Here is a 15,183-nt window from a genome sequence, read left to right as displayed (position 1 = left end):
CATGGAAGAGCCGCGTGTACTTTTCGTCGATGACGATGAAAACCTGCTGATGGGACTGAAACGCCGGCTGCGGGGCAAATTCAGTTTCGACACCGCCCTTGGCCCGCTTGAGGCCATAGAAAAGATCAAGGGCGGGGCAAAATACGCGGTTTGTGTTGCCGATATGCGCATGCCCGAAATGGATGGGGTCGAACTTCTCAGCAATGTCGCAAAACTCAGCCCCGATACCGTCAATATGATGCTGACGGGCAATGCCGACCAGAAAACAGCGGTCGAAGCCATCAATCAGGGGCGGATTTTCCGTTTTTTCAACAAGCCCTGCGAAGACGAAGAACTGCTTGTCGGGGTCAATGCCGCCTTGCGCCAGCATCAGTTGATCACAGCTGAAAAGGCGCTGATTGAACAGACACTTGCCGGCAGCATCAAGGTCCTGACCGAAGTCCTGTCACAGCTGAACCCCGCGATCTTTGGCAAGGCCATGCGCGCAAAGGTCTGGTGTGACCAGATCGCCAAGTCGATCGGATACCCGCACCCCTGGGAATTGGGGCTTGCCGCCCTTCTTGCGCCAATCGGGTATGTTTCGTTGCCCGCCGATATCTTAAGCCGCCTTGGCGAGGAAAAGCCGCTTCAGCCCCTTGAACGCGATGTCGTAAGACGCACGCCAGAAGTTGCGCGCAGTCTGATTTCAAATATCCCCCGTCTCGAAAATGTCGCGCAGATTGTCTATATGCAATATCGCGATTTTGATGGTTCCGGCTTCCCGTCAGACGGCCCGAAAGGAACCGATATCCCGCTGGGATCACGGGTTCTTCGGATATTCAATGATCTGGGGAAAATCACGGAAAGCGAACTGGTGGTCAAACAGCATTTTGACGAGTTGCGTCAAAAGCCGAAACGTTATGACATGAGCCTTCTCGACAAGATCGAAATGGTTCTCGCGGTTGTTGATCCCTCCTATGACAAGACCGCTTTCCCCGAAGGAACCGAACATGACATCTATCTCAAACATCTGCGGATGGGCGATTTCCTGCTGACCGACATCGAAACCCGTGACGGGCATGTCTTGCTGACCCACGGAAACTATATTTCCGAAGTTCAGATCCAACGCCTGCGTGTTTTCCAGAAACTGCATCAGTTTCATGAGCCGATCCGTGTTCGCCGCGGCGGCAAAGGCGCAAGCGGTTGATACTGCAACAATTTCGTGACGGAAAGAACCATGGCCGAAGATCAGGATAACATCGAAACGCCGAAAATCATGAGCGGCGGTGACGAGTTGATCACCAATGACGACTTGCTTGACGAAATCAGCAAGATCGAAGCCCCCGAAGAATTCCAGAAGCAATTCATGGAACTGTTCAACGAACAGAGCCGCCGCAAACTGGAAATCACCCAGCGCCTTAAAACGATCCTCGATACCGTGGTCGAAGGCATCCTGATTGTGGATGCCGCCGGCATCATTCAGGACTTCAACAAATCCGCCGAAGAAATCCTGCGTGCGCAAAGTGGCGAGTTGCTTGGAACATCAGTCGATGTGATGTTTATCGACCGCAAGATGACGGTGCGCCACCGACTTTTGAACCGGTGTATCAATATCAGTTCCGGCGTTCTGAAATACGACTATACCGAAACCATGGCCCAGCGACTGGATGGCGACAGTTTCCCGATGGAAATCATCGTCAGCCCGGCCAATTTCAGTTCGGAAATGAGCTACCTTTACATTTTCCGCGACATCACCCGCCGCCGTCAGGCCGAAGATGCGCAAAAGAAGCTCGAAGAAGATCTGCGTGAAGCTCTGAAGCTTGAGGCAATTGGCCATCTTGCCGGCGGCATCGCCCATGAAATCAATACGCCAAGCCAGTATATCCGCGACAATCTGAAATTCCTCAATGACAGTTATGGTGCGCTTTCGCGTGTCCTTGGACTGTCATTGCAAACACTTTGGAAAAACCGCGCATTTCTGCCCGACAACACCTTTGAAGAATTCGCCAAGCAATTGCGCAATTCAGATATGGAATTCCTGCTCGAAGAAATCCCGCATGCGACCCAGCAATCCCTTGACGGTATCAATCAGGTCGCGCGCATCGTCCTGTCGATGAAGGAATTCTCCCATCCCGGCGGGACGGAAAAAACAACAACCGACATCAACCGGGTACTGTCAAACGTCATTGTGATTTCGCGCAATGAATGGAAACACTATGCCGACGTGGTCGAAAAGTTTGACCCGGAAATTCCGCATATTCCTTGCTATATCAACGAGGTCAACCAGGTCTTTCTCAATCTGATTGTCAATGCGGTCCAGGCCATTCAGGAAGCCGGACGCAAACCGTCCGAAGGCGAGATTGTCGTCAAAACCACATCCCTTGATGACAGCATCCTGATCAGCATTTCCGATAACGGCACGGGCATCGACAAGGAAAACAGATCGAAAATCTTCAACCCGTTCTTCACCACCAAGGAAGTCGGGAAGGGCACCGGTCAGGGGCTTTCGATTACCCATGACATCGTAACGGTGCGCCATGGTGGCAGAATCTGGTTTGAAACCCAGGTCGGCAAGGGAACAACGTTCCATGTGCTGCTTCCGGGCGAGGACCGCACAGGCAAATCGGCAAGCGAATAAACAGATCGACGATCAAGGACGCCGCAGCTGACAACCAACCACTCAGCGCGGTGCAAACAATATGATGCCCGCACCAAGCAGGCATACCATAAGCCCGGTCACATCCCAGCGATCGGGACTGCTGCGCTCAACAACCCACATCCATAAAACCGATGCGGTGATGTAAACCCCGCCATAGGCTGCATATGCACGCCCGGCAAATTCGGCATCGACCTTGGTCAGCAACCAGGCAAACACAACAAGCGATGCAATCCCCGGCACGATCCACCAGATCGACTTCCCCGATCGCAGCCAGGCCCAGAAGGCAAAGCATCCGGCAATTTCAGCAATAGCTGCAAAGATATAGGCCGCGATGCTTTGCATATACTTTTCCGTTTATCCGCAATCAGAAAGCCGGACGTAAATCACCGGCATATTTGCCCGCCCAGTTGGTCAAAACCGGGGTCAGATAGTTTTTAAGAATTTCTGCCTTGGCATCGTCAATCACACCGTGCTTGCGCAACAGTCCGCCCATGGCGACTTCCGCGCCGCGCTGGGTCCCGTCATCGATCTTAAGGGCAACGCCCAACCCTTGCTTCGGGAAAGCAGCGCAATAGACACCCTCTGCCCCGACCTTGACCAATGCATCTTCACCGCATTCTTCCATGATCCCGGTACAGAAACGGCCCGTGCCTGCGACCATGAAGGGCGCATTTGCACATCCCTTGCGGATGCGTTTGATCGCCTCAATGCGCTTGGGATCAAGCCCGGCCGGGTCCGCCATTCGCGCCATGGCCAGTCCAAGGTCACGCAACCGCATGCCGATCACCGGAATGCCGCAGCCATCAATACCGCGCGGGGTCGATGACAAATCACAATCGCCCATTTCCTCAAGCACCTTGATCAGGCGCTGCTGCTCGGGATGGGCTTCTTCGATATATCCTTTGGGGTCTTCGCCCAGATGCGCAATCGTGCTGAGAAAACCTGAATGCTTGCCCGAACAATTATTGTGCGCCTTGGTCAGAGTCACGTGATCGGCTGCCTGCTTGATCCCGGCTGCTGCACTAAGTGAATAGTGCGGCGCGCATTCAAGCGTATCGACCGAAAATCCGATCTTTTCAAGCCAGGCCTTTACCGTCTGTGCATGTTCTTCTTCGCCATTATGGGACGAGCACGCCAGTGCAATATGTTTGTCCTCAAGCCCGAATGCCTCAACCGCGCCGCTTTCAATAAACGGGATCGCCAGCAACGGCTTAATCGCCGATCGCGGATACATCAACGCATCGATATCCCCGCCCTGATCAATCACCGTGCCATCCGCTTTCATCACCACATAGCGTCCACGATGGAAACTTTCGACCATATCGCCACGGGTGGCTTCAACCAGGATCGGATTGGCGGCTTGGGACATCTTGTTGCTCCGGCAGATGTGGGACTGTTCTTCCTATGCCCGAAACATGGGGCCAAAAGCAAGCCTCGCCAAGCACCCCCGATCATTTCCACCGTGCTACCCTGCCATTTCAGGGCAGTCTGGGCATCGGGATGGCGGTCAGATTCTTGTATTCCTTAAGAACCAGACTGGACTGCACATCACGAACATTGGGCATTGAAAGCAACCGGTGGGTGACGAAATCACCGAAACTTTCGATATCGCGTGCAACGGCAACCAAAAGGAAATCCTGCCTGCCGGTCATCGCCCAGCAGGACAGAACCTCCGGAAGATCGTTCATCGCACGGGCGAATTCCTCTGCCCCGGCTTCGGTGTGGCTTTGCAGACGGACCTGAATGGTTGCCAACACCCCGAATCCCAGTTTCTTGCGATCAAGCAGTGCGACCTGTCGTTTGATCACCCCGCTTTCTTCAAGTTGCTTGACCCGGCGCAAACAGGGTGACGGGGACATACCAACCATTTCAGCCAGCTGCACATTACTGATCGAGGCATCCCGTTGCAGAACTTGCAGAATGCGGATGTCTGTTGTGCTTAAGGTTACGTCGGTCATTTTTCACCCCAAAATATCAACCTATGGTCACATTATATCAATAGCATCCGATTTCGATATCTTATTGGCCCGAAAATGACATTTAAACTGATGTAGAATCGTTCTCATAAATCGGCACAAGAACCAAAATGAGGACGGCCATGGATCAGGGAAAAAATCTGCGCGGCGACTACAGCCACATCAATGATGATTACACCATCTTGCAGGACTGGGATGCCTACACAGAGGTAGAACACGAATTATGGCGCAAGCTTTATGCCCGCCAGTCGGCCATTCTGCCGGGTTATGCCGCCCCGGATTACATTCGAAATCTTGCCCGCCTTGATGCCGCGGATCAGATTCCGCATTTCGGCCGGGTCAGTGAACAGCTTCATGCCGCCACCGGTTGGCATCTTGTCGCGGTGCCCGGACTTGTTCCTGATGATGTGTTTTTTGACCATCTCGCCAACCGGCGGTTCCCGGTAACGGTCTGGCTGCGCAAACCCGAAGAAATGGATTATCTGGTCGAACCCGACATTTTCCATGACTTCTTTGGCCATGTGCCGATGCTTTATGATCCGGTCTTTGCCGATTACCTTGCTGCCTATGGCGCCAAGGGGGTCGAGGCCATCGCCATGGGCGGCCTAAAAAACCTGGCGCGGATGTATTGGTATATGGTCGAATTCGGCCTGATCATGACCGAATATGGCCTGCGCGCCTATGGGGCAGGCATGTTGTCATCGCAAACCGAAACCATCTATTCCGTCACCGATCCAACCCCCAACAGGGTTGCCTTTGATCTTGAACGCGTGATGGGCACCGATTATGCGATTGATGATTTCCAGAAGACCTATTTTGTTCTGGAAAGCTACGATCAGCTGTTTGATGCGATGAATATGCCGATGGCCCCGATCTATGATCGTCTGGCGGAAAAACCGGCCATAGATCCGGAAACCACCCTGCCAACAGATCGGCTTTATCATGTGCATGGGGATGCGGACAGCGTCATCGCCATTGAACCCGATGGTTGTAAAGAACCACTCTCCGGTTAATAGCCACCGCGTATCAGTACTCGAGAACCTTCAAGTCGCGAATTACTCTTGTCTCAACGCAGCAGAGGCTGACTTTCGCAAAATCAGTCTGCTTCACTCTGCCCTAGAACTTCAAAAATCTTAAGTACAGTCACTATAGTAGCAACTACTCAATCTCTTCATCGAACGACATTTATATCCTCCGTTAACGCGGGCTCCTCAGATACTACTATACACCCCCAAATGCAAACAACCAATTAAGCACCGAAGACGCAACAAAAATTCAACCTTGACGAGAATCAAGATGCCCCTATAAATTCACAAATTAGAAAATCAAAATACTAAGAGTTTTATAGAGATTACTTAAAATGGTGCGCCTTGCAAACGTAAGATCATGGCTCTTTAAAAATCTGACCTACATAATGACAGGTCTAGGTATCACGCTAATTTTGCTGCCATTACTAGATATCAAAATTGCCAGTTCGTTGCTGACTGCAGAAATAAAAGCAACACTATCCAGTATGGGACAAGCGATTCTAGCTGGTGGTGTTTTCAACGCGATAGTTAAATCCCACACTTTTCTCGAATTATTCAGCGACGCACTTAGAAAAATTGTTTACGCTGAAGAGTCATTGAGTGGTCGAAAAGACATAGAAGATATCTGGAATAAAGTTACAATTGCCCACATGTCTTGGAAGTTCGATGACCTAACCAACGGCATGCTGAGCGAGATACAAAAGAGAATACTATCCAACGAGAACTATTACTATGAAGAAATAAGAAGAAATATCAAGATAAACTGGCTCGACAAAAATAAAAAAAGTTCATTTGTTGAAGAAGAAACAGTAAAAAGCATTATCATACCGCACAGCAAATCTGACACCGTTAAATTACATTTCCAGAACACACCGGATCAAATTTCTGACGGTAAAAAATCGACTATCACTATTGAAAAGCTCTCGGTTGAAGAATTTCCAAAGACAGATTTCACGCAATTCGCTCAAGAAAAAGATGGCCGGACAACCTATAGTATCGAACTGAGCGGAGAAGAGAAATACACCCTAATAAGAAAGACACGAAAGATACATCCAATTGGAGTAGAGCCAGATTCAAGGTATCTTTTCCGCACATACGTCAGAAATTGGCATTTAATGGTTGAAACAGACTCTAAAGATATTTCAGTAATATATCGACCACTTGCACATAGCACCAAGCATTTGGACAACAACCTAGATGAAAAAGGCCCACAAAATAAAGCGACGAAGAACCACCCGATAAATATATCCGGTGAGTCAATCCTACATCCCTGGACCGGTTACATGCTACTTAGGCAAAAAAGTTGAGGTTAAACTACCCATTGTCCCCATTCCTCAACACAAACACTCGGCCCCTAACAGTACTCGGTTGAGTTGCTCAAGCACCACGGTCGGGCTGGCATCCTTGCTGATGAAATCAGCAGCGCCAAGTGCATCTGCCTGCGCGCGGGTATCGGCGTCATAATGGGCCGAGAAGAAAAATACCGGCACATTCACCGCATCGGGATAACGGCGGCGAATTTCACAAAACGCTTCAAAGCCACTCATGCCCGGCATTTCGATATCAAGAATGATGGCCCGGGGATACAGCCCGTCAAGCTGATCGATCAGGTCATCTGCACAATCAAAACCGGCCACGTCATATCCTGCCCGGCGCAACACTGTTTCAAGTGCGGCCTTGGCACTGGGGCTGTCGTCGGCAAAGGCAACCAGCCCATCAGGACTGATTTGCGACGGCATGGCGCTAAGCGCGTTCATGGATGGCGATACTCCGAGAATTGGGACAGCCCCAAATTGGCAGATGAAAATGTCAAATTGGTTAAACCTGCCGATTTTTTGCCACATAGCTTTGGCAACAGGGATTCTGCCATCAAAGTACACAGCGATTTTCCGACCAGCAGCAAGCCCAAGCACCTATGTGCAGTGCAAGAAAATCCGCCGGTTTCCACGACATGACGTTACGGAACCATCATCTCTGACGTGGTGACTACGCCTAAATAGGTATTTCCATGCCTATTTACGGAATTATTGTCAGGTGCTATAAACCGCCCTGTCGCAAATGTGACCGGGAAATATCGTCGGGAATCCGGTGCGGTCTGGTGCAAATATGCTGTCGCCAAATCCGGAACTGCCCCCGCAACTGTATGTGCAAAGGCGGATTTTGCCGATGCACGAGTCAGAATACCGATACTGTTTCCGTGGTTTGAATTGGGCCGGGCGGGGTGTACCGGGTACAGGGAATCCGTAGTAAAATAATATTTGGAAACGTTCTGTCGGTTGCGCACCATCCCCATATACCGCGGATCAGACAGAAGTCACCAAGCCGGGAGAATCCATGTCCGACCCGCTTAAACTTGCATCTGAATTTCCATCTGCCGACTACGCAAGCTGGCGTAAACTTGCCGAGGACGCCCTTAAAGGCGCGCCTTTCGACAAGAAACTGGTGACCCGTGCGCGCGACGGATTCTCCGTTCAGCCGATCTACACCCTTGATGATCAGGATGATGCAACCCGCTTGATCCACGAAGTTCTGACCGCAACGGTCGAGCCGCGCGAAACCGTGACCGGCTGGGATATTCGCCAACTTCATACCCATCCCGATCCCAAGGCAACCAATGCCGCGATTCTTGACGATCTCGAAAATGGCGCGACATCGATCACGCTGAAGCTTGATGCCGCTGCCCGTCAGGGGCGCGAAATTTCATCAGGCGAAGTCGGCGTTGACGGGATCGCGATCCATTGCCTGGCGGACCTTAAGATCGCCCTTGATGATATTTATACCAATCTTGCCACCATCGGGCTGGATGCCGGGGCCGCCGGTGTTCCCGCAGCCGCCCTTCTGGCGGCTCATATCGCAAGCTCCGACGATGCCGACGAAGCAGCGCCGGCCTTTAATATCGACCCGATCGGCACCCTTGCCGCCACGGGTGCCCTGCCGTGTAGTGCCGAAGATGCCATTGGTCATGCCGCATCTGTTGCCTGTGACCTGATTGATCTGTTCCCGCTGGCAACTGCAATTTCGGTAAATGGCACGCCTTATTACAATGCCGGTGCGACCGACGGTCAGGAACTGGCATGCTTGCTGGCATCGGGGGTGACCTATTTACGCGCCCTGACCGATGCGGGCATGGTCGTTGATCAGGCGGCGGGTGAGATTGTCTTTAACGTTGCGGTTGGGACGGATTTCTTTGCCGGTATTGCCAAGCTCCGTGCGCTTCGCATGATGTGGAGCCGCGTTCTTTCCGCGTCGGGCGCACAGGATGCAACGATTTCAATCAACGCGATTTCCGCTGAAATGGCCCTGACCAAGGTTGATCCATGGGTCAATATGCTGCGCACGACGGTTACAAGCTTTGCGGCCGGTCTTGGCGGTGCCGATAGCGTGACCTGCCTGCCCTATGATCATCTGATTGGCCTGCCTGATGGCTTTGCCCGTCGCATCGCACGCAACACGCAACTGATCTTGCAGGAAGAAAGCAACGTTCACCGCGTAATCGACCCGGCTGGCGGGTCATGGTTCATCGAAAACCTGACCAAGGAACTGGCACAAACCGCATGGGGCAAGTTCCAGTCGCTTGAAGCATCCGGTGGTATCCTTAAGGCCCTTGCCAACGGGTCACTGAAATCGGAAATCGAAACTGTCTGGCAGGAACGCGAAAAGCGTCTGGCGACCCGGCGTGATCCGCTGACCGGCGTTTCGGAATTCCCCAATATCGCCGAGGCAAAGGTTCAATGCGACACGCCTGACCTTGATGCGATTCAGGCCGACGCCAAATCCCGTCAGACCAAATATGACGGCACCGTTGGCAAAGATCTGGCTTCGATGATGGAGGCCGCCCGTGCAGGTGCCACCATCGGTCATATCTTTACCGACCTTTATGGCACCAGTGCCGCGACTCGTATTTCACCGCTGACGCCGCATCGTTTGTCCGAAAGCTTTGAGGCCCTGCGCAAACGTGCAGACGCGCATAAATCCGCATCGGGCAGCTTCCCGCAAATCTTCCTGGCCAATCTTGGCAAGGTTGCCCAGCACACCGCCCGCGCGACCTTTGCTCGCAACTTCTTTGAAGCAGGCGGGATCGAGGCGATTACCAGTAACGGTTTTGATACTGCCGATGCCGCCGCCAAGGCCTTTGCCGAAAGTGACGCAAAGATCGCCGTCATTTGTGGATCGGATCCGCAATATGGCGACATGGCCAGTGACGTTGCCAAGGCCCTGAAATCGGCCGGTGCCAGCATGGTTTACCTTGCCGGACATCCGGGCGAGGCCCGCGACAGTTACGAGGCTGCCGGGATTGATGAATTTATCTATGTCGGGGCGGATGTTCTGGCGATTTGTGGTGCCGCACTTGACCACCTTCTTGGCAAACGGGGGGAGAAATAACCATGACCCGCATTCCTGATTTCTCCGACCTTCCGCTGTTTGACGGGGCTTCTGCCGGGGCAAAGGACCCGTTCCAGTCAGAACCATGGACCACACCAGAAGGCATTGACGTCAAACCGGTCTATGGCCCTAACGACCTTGACGGTATTGATCATCTGTCAACCATGCCCGGTATGCCGCCCTTCTTGCGCGGTCCCTATCCGACCATGTATGTGCAGCGCCCCTGGACGATCCGCCAATATGCCGGTTTCTCGACCGCAGAAGAATCCAACGCGTTCTATCGCCGCAACCTTGCAGCCGGTCAAAAGGGCCTTTCGATTGCCTTCGACCTTGCCACCCATCGCGGTTATGACAGCGACCATCCCCGCGTAACCGGCGATGTCGGAATGGCTGGTGTGGCAATTGACAGCATCTATGACATGCGCACCCTGTTTGATGGCATTCCGCTTGATCAGATGTCAGTTTCCATGACCATGAATGGCGCGGTTCTGCCCGTCATGGCGCTTTATATTGCGGCTGCCGAAGAACAGGGTGTGAAACACGAACAGCTTTCGGGCACCATCCAAAACGACATTCTCAAAGAATTCATGGTGCGCAACACCTATATCTATCCGCCCAAACCATCGATGCGGATCATTTCGGACATCTTTGCCTTTACCTCGCAAAACATGCCGAAATTCAATTCGATCTCGATTTCCGGCTATCATATGCAGGAAGCAGGCGCGACCGCCGATCTTGAACTGGCCTATACCCTAGCCGACGGTATCGAATATGCCCGTGCCGGTCAGGCCGCAGGGTTGCCGATTGATAAATTCGCGCCGCGTCTGTCCTTCTTCTGGGCGATTGGCATGAATTTCTTCATGGAAATCGCCAAAATGCGTGCCGCGCGCATGATCTGGGCCAAGCTGATCAAACAGTTTGATCCGCAAAACCCCAAATCCTTGTCGCTGCGTACGCACAGCCAGACGTCGGGCTGGTCCCTGACCGCGCAGGATGTGTTTAACAACGTCATCCGTACCTGCGTCGAAGCCATGGCATCAACCCAGGGCCATACCCAGTCGCTCCATACCAATGCATTGGACGAGGCATTGGCCCTTCCGACCGATTTCTCGGCCCGGATTGCGCGTAATACCCAGCTGTTCCTGCAACAGGAAAGCGGTACGACCAATGTCATCGATCCGTGGGGTGGTTCATATTATATCGAACGCCTGACCCGCGATCTGGCCGAAAAGGCATGGGCCCATATTGCCGAGGTCGAAGAACAGGGCGGCATGGCCAAGGCGATTGAAGCAGGCATTCCCAAAATGCGCATCGAAGAAGCCGCCGCCAGAACACAGGCCCGCATCGATAGCGGCCGTCAGACACTGGTTGGAGTGAACAAATACCGTGTAACCGATGATCGCCCGGTTGACGTGCTTCAGGTCGATAACGCCGAAGTGCGCCGCCAGCAGATCGCCAAACTGGAACGCCTGCGGGCTGAACGTGACAATGGTGCGGTTGAAAGTGCCCTGACGGCCCTGACCAATGCCGCAGACAGCGGTAAGGGCAACCTGCTTGAACTTGCTGTTCAGGCCGCTCGTGCCAAATGCACCGTCGGCGAGATTTCCGATGCACTGGAAAAGGTTTATGGACGTCATCAGGCGGTTATTCGTTCCATCTCCGGCGTTTACAAAACCGAAGTTGGTGCCGATAACGAGGCCCTGGCCAAGGTTGATCGCCTGATCACGGAATTCGAAGCCGCCGAAGGCCGCCGTCCGCGTATCCTGATCGCCAAAATGGGCCAGGATGGTCATGACCGTGGCCAGAAAGTCATTGCCACCGCCTTTGCCGATCTTGGCTTTGATGTTGATATCGGCCCGCTGTTCCAGACCCCGGAAGAAGCCGCAAAGCAGGCTGTTGAAAACGACGTTCATATTGTCGGTGCAAGCTCCTTGGCCGCGGGCCACCTGACGCTGGTGCCGCAGCTTCGCGCCGAACTGGACAAGCTTGGCCGTGAAGACATCATGATCGTTGCCGGGGGCGTTATCCCGCCACAGGATTTCGACAAGCTGTTCGAAGCCGGCGCCGAGGCGATCTTCCCACCCGGAACGGTGATTGCCGAAGCCGCGGGCGACCTGCTAGAAAAGCTAAATCAGTCTGGCGAAGAAGCAGCCTGATCGGCTTGCTTCTTCCGGCTTTCATGCCCTAACCTGACGGCGGGCATATCTCCGTGATCTGGCATCCGCAAAGGAACCATCGGTGAAAGAAACGCTGCGCACCATACCCGCAGGCACGGGCGGCAATATCAGCCCGCGCAAGGCCGTGCGCAGACGTGTGCTATCAACTGATGAACTGGTTGATGGCGTGCGTGCCGGTGATCGCACCATCCTTTCACGTGCCATCACCTTGGTCGAAAGCCGCAATCCCAAACATTTCGAACAGGCCCAGGCGGTTCTCGCCCGTCTGATGCCCCATACCGGCGGTTCGCAGCGCATCGGCATTACCGGTGTACCCGGCGTGGGTAAATCCACCTTTATCGAAGCGTTCGGCAAGAACCTGACCGGTGCGGGCAAAAAGGTCGCGGTTCTGGCGGTCGATCCGACAAGTGCCCGATCCGGTGGCTCGATTCTGGGCGACAAAACCCGCATGAACGAGCTTTCCATTGATCCCAACGCCTATATCCGCCCGTCCCCCAGCAGCGGATATCTTGGCGGGGTCAATCGCATGACCCGTGAAACCATCCTTCTGTGCGAAGCCGCCGGATTTGATGTGGTTCTGGTCGAAACGGTGGGTGCCGGACAAAGCGAAACAATGGTCGCCCAGATGACCGATTTCTTCCTGGTGCTGATGCTGCCCGGTGCCGGGGATGAATTGCAGGGCATCAAAAAAGGTGTGCTTGAAATCGCCGATCTGATCGCGGTCAACAAGTCCGATGCCGACCCCGCCAAAGCACGCGAAGCCAAACGTGAGTATTCCTCGGCTTTGCGAATTTTGCAGCCGACCAGCAAACATTGGCGCCCGCAATCAGTGATGGTTTCCGCCCTGATCAATGACGGGCTTGATACCATCTGGGACCTGATCAACCAGCATCGTGCTGTGATGGAAAAGGAAGGCGAATTCACCGCCAAGCGCGCCCGTCAACAGCGCGACTGGATGTGGACCATGCTGCGTGACCGGCTGCTTGAAACCTTTACCCATCGCGATGACGTCGCAAGCCGCCTGAGCGCGCTTGAAGCCGACGTTCTTTCAGGCACCACTAACCCGACCGCTGCGGTCGAGGAATTGCTGGGCCTGATCAAAACAACCGGACAGGCATAAACCGGCCATAACAAAAGGCCGCACCAGAAATGTGCGACCCTTTGAATTTTTCAAACGCGGATGCGTTACTTGTTTTCCGGCTCGGCCTTGAGCTTGTCCTTGAGGATTTTAAGCTTCTCGACGGCATCATTGATTTCGCGATCAAGATGGGCAAGGCCTTCGCGCTTTTCGCGCGGCATTGCTTCGAGTTCGTCCAAAGCTTTTTCAACGATATAAAGCATTCTCAATCCTCCTTCATGCGTCTTGGCACTGACACGCATCGTGTCGGGCTGGCACGTAATGACCATAGCACCAAGCATGTACCTGTTCGTGTTGCAATTCAAAGATATAGATCAAACCTGCGGAAACACTTTGTATTTGCCCGGGTAATCGTCTTTGAGGGAGCATCTCGATATGGTTTTAACGGATCAGGAGGCGGTCTGTTCCAGACGTTCTTTCAGAACCTGAAGGCTTTCAGACGTTGACTTCAACACCGTTTCAAGACCGGAAAGCTTTTCACGGGCTTCGCGCGAAACAGCTTCGACTTCATCAAAGGCACTTTCAAAAATATACAGCATCTTTTTTGGCTCCTGCCCTGTCAGATACCAACCATTGTCTGAGCAATGTCTGAGTCTGACCGGGCGTTTCATTGTTGTTTTTGATACTTTGAATGTGGCCCGCAAATCGGCTGGAAAGGTGTCAGCAATACGCTTTTTTCCGCCTTATTTCGGTGGTCGCTCACATTCCTGCTCTGTGATTTTTCAACGGCACGTTTGTGCTGTTTGTGGTAAAAGCCGCCCTCTGATTTCAGGAAACAGGATTAAACGGCAATGACGCATCTGGTGCTGGCACCGATGGAAGGACTGGTTGACTGGCGCGTTCGGCAATTGCTGACCGCGACCGGCGGCTTTGATCTGTGCGTCACCGAATTTATCCGCGTGTCGCAGAACCTGTTTCCCGCCCATGTGTTTCATCGCTATTGCCCGGAACTTCTGAATGGCGGCAAGACCCTTTCAGGTGTGCCGGTACTGGTCCAGTTGATGGGGCATGACCCGGAACTGATGGGCGAAAACGCCGCCTTTGCAGCAACACTTGGCGCACCGGGGATCGATATCAATTTCGGGTGCCCGTCCAAGACCGTCAACAAACGCGAAGCCGGTGCATCCCTTTTGAAATGTCCGGACAACCTGTTTCATATCGTTTCGGCGGTGCGCCGTGCAGTTCCGGCCGACATTCCGGTCAGCGCAAAAGTCCGCCTTGGCTTCAGTGACAAGGAGCTGTTTCTTGATATTGCCCGTGCGGTCGAAGCAGGCGGCGCGCAGCATCTGACGGTTCACGCGCGCACCAAGCTTGAAGGTTACAAACCACCAGCACACTGGGAATATCTGGCCCGTATCCGGGATGCCATTTCGATCGGCATGACCGGTAATGGCGAAATCTGGGACGTCGCCGATTACGAAAAATGCCGCGACATTTCCGGCTGCGACAGCTTCATGCTGGGCCGTGGTGCGATTGCGGCCCCGGATCTTGCCAACCGGATCAAGGCATTCGACGGCGGATCCCGCCTGCCCAAGGAAAGCTGGGCGGATGTTCTGGCCATGTTGCTGGCCTATTGCGATCTGATGGACGAAGACGGCGCGTCGGAAAACCATCAGGCCGGGCGCATCAAACAATGGATGGCACTGATCCGCAAAAGCCACGCCCAGGGGGCGACCTGTTTTGATGAAATCAAACGGATACGGTCAATCGACGAACTGCGTGCCAAACTGCGCCACGATATGACGCTTCGGGAAAATCAGCGGCAAGACGTTCCGATTGCGGCGGAATAGCCAGCGCCTTCTTTCAGTCTGAAATGCAAAACGGGGTGGCCTTTGACCACCCC

At 53.4% G+C, this 15,183-nt stretch carries 14 protein-coding genes and 1 riboswitch; of the genes, 8 read left to right on the top strand and 6 right to left on the bottom strand.

Features of this window, described 5'->3' with window-relative positions; genetic code table 11:
• The first annotated feature begins 1 nt into the window (after window position 1).
• Together CU041_RS00485 and CU041_RS00480 are read left to right on the top strand one after the other, a co-directional pair.
• A complete protein-coding gene (locus CU041_RS00485) occupies window positions 2–1,186 on the top strand; it encodes an HD domain-containing phosphohydrolase (protein WP_233432958.1) in 1,185 nt (394 codons plus the stop codon).
• Between the two features lie 30 nt (window positions 1,187–1,216).
• On the top strand, window positions 1,217–2,617 hold the full coding sequence (locus CU041_RS00480; protein ID WP_101245316.1) for a two-component system sensor histidine kinase NtrB: 1,401 nt from the start codon (window positions 1,217–1,219) through the stop codon (window positions 2,615–2,617).
• 42 nt (window positions 2,618–2,659) lie between these two features.
• On the opposite strand, the gene CU041_RS00475 is transcribed toward CU041_RS00480, so the two are convergent.
• The 3 genes from CU041_RS00475 to CU041_RS00465 form a co-directional block, all read right to left on the bottom strand.
• Entirely contained in the window at window positions 2,660–2,980 is a 321-nt protein-coding gene (locus CU041_RS00475) for a YnfA family protein (protein WP_101245315.1), read from the bottom strand.
• A gap of 22 nt (window positions 2,981–3,002) precedes the next feature.
• Window positions 3,003–4,007, bottom strand: coding sequence for an asparaginase (locus tag CU041_RS00470; protein WP_101245314.1), 1,005 nt, complete (start codon window positions 4,005–4,007; stop codon window positions 3,003–3,005).
• A 109-nt stretch (window positions 4,008–4,116) separates the two neighbouring features.
• Window positions 4,117–4,596 (bottom strand): Lrp/AsnC family transcriptional regulator, encoded by a 480-nt coding sequence (locus CU041_RS00465; RefSeq protein WP_101245313.1) that lies wholly within the window; start codon window positions 4,594–4,596, stop codon window positions 4,117–4,119.
• 140 nt (window positions 4,597–4,736) lie between these two features.
• On the opposite strand from CU041_RS00465, the gene phhA reads away from it, so the two are divergent.
• Complete coding sequence (phhA, locus tag CU041_RS00460; RefSeq protein WP_101245312.1) at window positions 4,737–5,627, top strand: phenylalanine 4-monooxygenase; 891 nt, start codon at window positions 4,737–4,739, stop codon at window positions 5,625–5,627.
• Between the two features lie 347 nt (window positions 5,628–5,974).
• Complete coding sequence (locus CU041_RS00455; protein WP_101245311.1) at window positions 5,975–6,949, top strand: hypothetical protein; 975 nt, start codon at window positions 5,975–5,977, stop codon at window positions 6,947–6,949.
• 27 nt (window positions 6,950–6,976) lie between these two features.
• On the opposite strand, the gene CU041_RS00450 is transcribed toward CU041_RS00455, so the two are convergent.
• A complete protein-coding gene (locus tag CU041_RS00450; protein WP_101245310.1) occupies window positions 6,977–7,399 on the bottom strand; it encodes a response regulator in 423 nt (140 codons plus the stop codon).
• Window positions 7,400–7,720: 321 nt separating this feature from the next.
• A riboswitch (cobalamin riboswitch) is annotated at window positions 7,721–7,828 on the top strand.
• 148 nt (window positions 7,829–7,976) lie between these two features.
• Between CU041_RS00450 and CU041_RS00445 the strand changes: the two genes are divergently transcribed.
• The 3 genes from CU041_RS00445 to meaB all read left to right on the top strand — a co-directional run bounded on the left by CU041_RS00445 (window position 7,977) and on the right by meaB (window position 13,322).
• A complete protein-coding gene (locus tag CU041_RS00445; RefSeq protein ID WP_101245309.1) occupies window positions 7,977–10,025 on the top strand; it encodes a methylmalonyl-CoA mutase family protein in 2,049 nt (682 codons plus the stop codon).
• 2 nt (window positions 10,026–10,027) lie between these two features.
• Window positions 10,028–12,181, top strand: a complete 2,154-nt coding sequence (gene scpA, locus CU041_RS00440) for a methylmalonyl-CoA mutase (protein ID WP_101245308.1) — start codon at window positions 10,028–10,030, stop codon at window positions 12,179–12,181.
• An 82-nt stretch (window positions 12,182–12,263) separates the two neighbouring features.
• The gene (gene meaB, locus CU041_RS00435; protein ID WP_101245307.1) at window positions 12,264–13,322 is read left to right on the top strand and encodes a methylmalonyl Co-A mutase-associated GTPase MeaB; all 1,059 of its coding nucleotides are present in this window, start codon (window positions 12,264–12,266) and stop codon (window positions 13,320–13,322) included.
• A 65-nt stretch (window positions 13,323–13,387) separates the two neighbouring features.
• Here meaB and CU041_RS20505 read toward each other — a convergent pair whose 3' ends face one another.
• Window positions 13,388–13,543: a hypothetical protein gene (locus tag CU041_RS20505; protein ID WP_170310062.1), complete on the bottom strand. Its 156-nt coding sequence runs from the start codon at window positions 13,541–13,543 to the stop codon at window positions 13,388–13,390.
• A 186-nt stretch (window positions 13,544–13,729) separates the two neighbouring features.
• A complete protein-coding gene (locus CU041_RS20500) occupies window positions 13,730–13,879 on the bottom strand; it encodes a hypothetical protein (protein ID WP_170310061.1) in 150 nt (49 codons plus the stop codon).
• 252 nt (window positions 13,880–14,131) lie between these two features.
• Here CU041_RS20500 and CU041_RS00430 point away from each other — a divergent pair, with 252 nt between their 5' ends.
• Complete coding sequence (locus CU041_RS00430) at window positions 14,132–15,130, top strand: tRNA dihydrouridine synthase (protein ID WP_101245306.1); 999 nt, start codon at window positions 14,132–14,134, stop codon at window positions 15,128–15,130.
• Window positions 15,131–15,183: the final 53 nt, after the last annotated feature.

The organism is Thalassospira povalilytica, from assembly GCF_002844235.1.
In the GTDB taxonomy this organism is placed as follows: Bacteria; Pseudomonadota; Alphaproteobacteria; order Rhodospirillales; family Thalassospiraceae; genus Thalassospira; species Thalassospira povalilytica.
Note: the sequence above shows the minus strand (reverse complement) of the source record. Positions and strands in the feature narration are given on the sequence as shown.

Excerpts from the sequence above, each read along its gene's own strand:
- CU041_RS20500 (WP_170310061.1), bottom strand. The coding sequence starts at position 13,879 with ATGCTGTATATTTTTGAAAGTGCCTTTGATGAAGTCGAAGCTGTTTCG.
- CU041_RS00480 (WP_101245316.1), top strand. The coding sequence starts at position 1,217 with ATGGCCGAAGATCAGGATAACATCGAAACGCCGAAAATCATGAGCGGC.
- phhA (WP_101245312.1), top strand. The coding sequence starts at position 4,737 with ATGGATCAGGGAAAAAATCTGCGCGGCGACTACAGCCACATCAATGAT.
- CU041_RS00470 (WP_101245314.1), bottom strand. The coding sequence starts at position 4,007 with ATGTCCCAAGCCGCCAATCCGATCCTGGTTGAAGCCACCCGTGGCGAT.
- CU041_RS00450 (WP_101245310.1), bottom strand. The coding sequence starts at position 7,399 with ATGAACGCGCTTAGCGCCATGCCGTCGCAAATCAGTCCTGATGGGCTG.
- CU041_RS00465 (WP_101245313.1), bottom strand. The coding sequence starts at position 4,596 with ATGACCGACGTAACCTTAAGCACAACAGACATCCGCATTCTGCAAGTT.
- CU041_RS20505 (WP_170310062.1), bottom strand. The coding sequence starts at position 13,543 with ATGCTTTATATCGTTGAAAAAGCTTTGGACGAACTCGAAGCAATGCCG.
- CU041_RS00475 (WP_101245315.1), bottom strand. The coding sequence starts at position 2,980 with ATGCAAAGCATCGCGGCCTATATCTTTGCAGCTATTGCTGAAATTGCC.
- CU041_RS00430 (WP_101245306.1), top strand. The coding sequence starts at position 14,132 with ATGACGCATCTGGTGCTGGCACCGATGGAAGGACTGGTTGACTGGCGC.
- scpA (WP_101245308.1), top strand. The coding sequence starts at position 10,028 with ATGACCCGCATTCCTGATTTCTCCGACCTTCCGCTGTTTGACGGGGCT.
- CU041_RS00445 (WP_101245309.1), top strand. The coding sequence starts at position 7,977 with ATGTCCGACCCGCTTAAACTTGCATCTGAATTTCCATCTGCCGACTAC.
- CU041_RS00485 (WP_233432958.1), top strand. The coding sequence starts at position 2 with ATGGAAGAGCCGCGTGTACTTTTCGTCGATGACGATGAAAACCTGCTG.
- CU041_RS00455 (WP_101245311.1), top strand. The coding sequence starts at position 5,975 with ATGGTGCGCCTTGCAAACGTAAGATCATGGCTCTTTAAAAATCTGACC.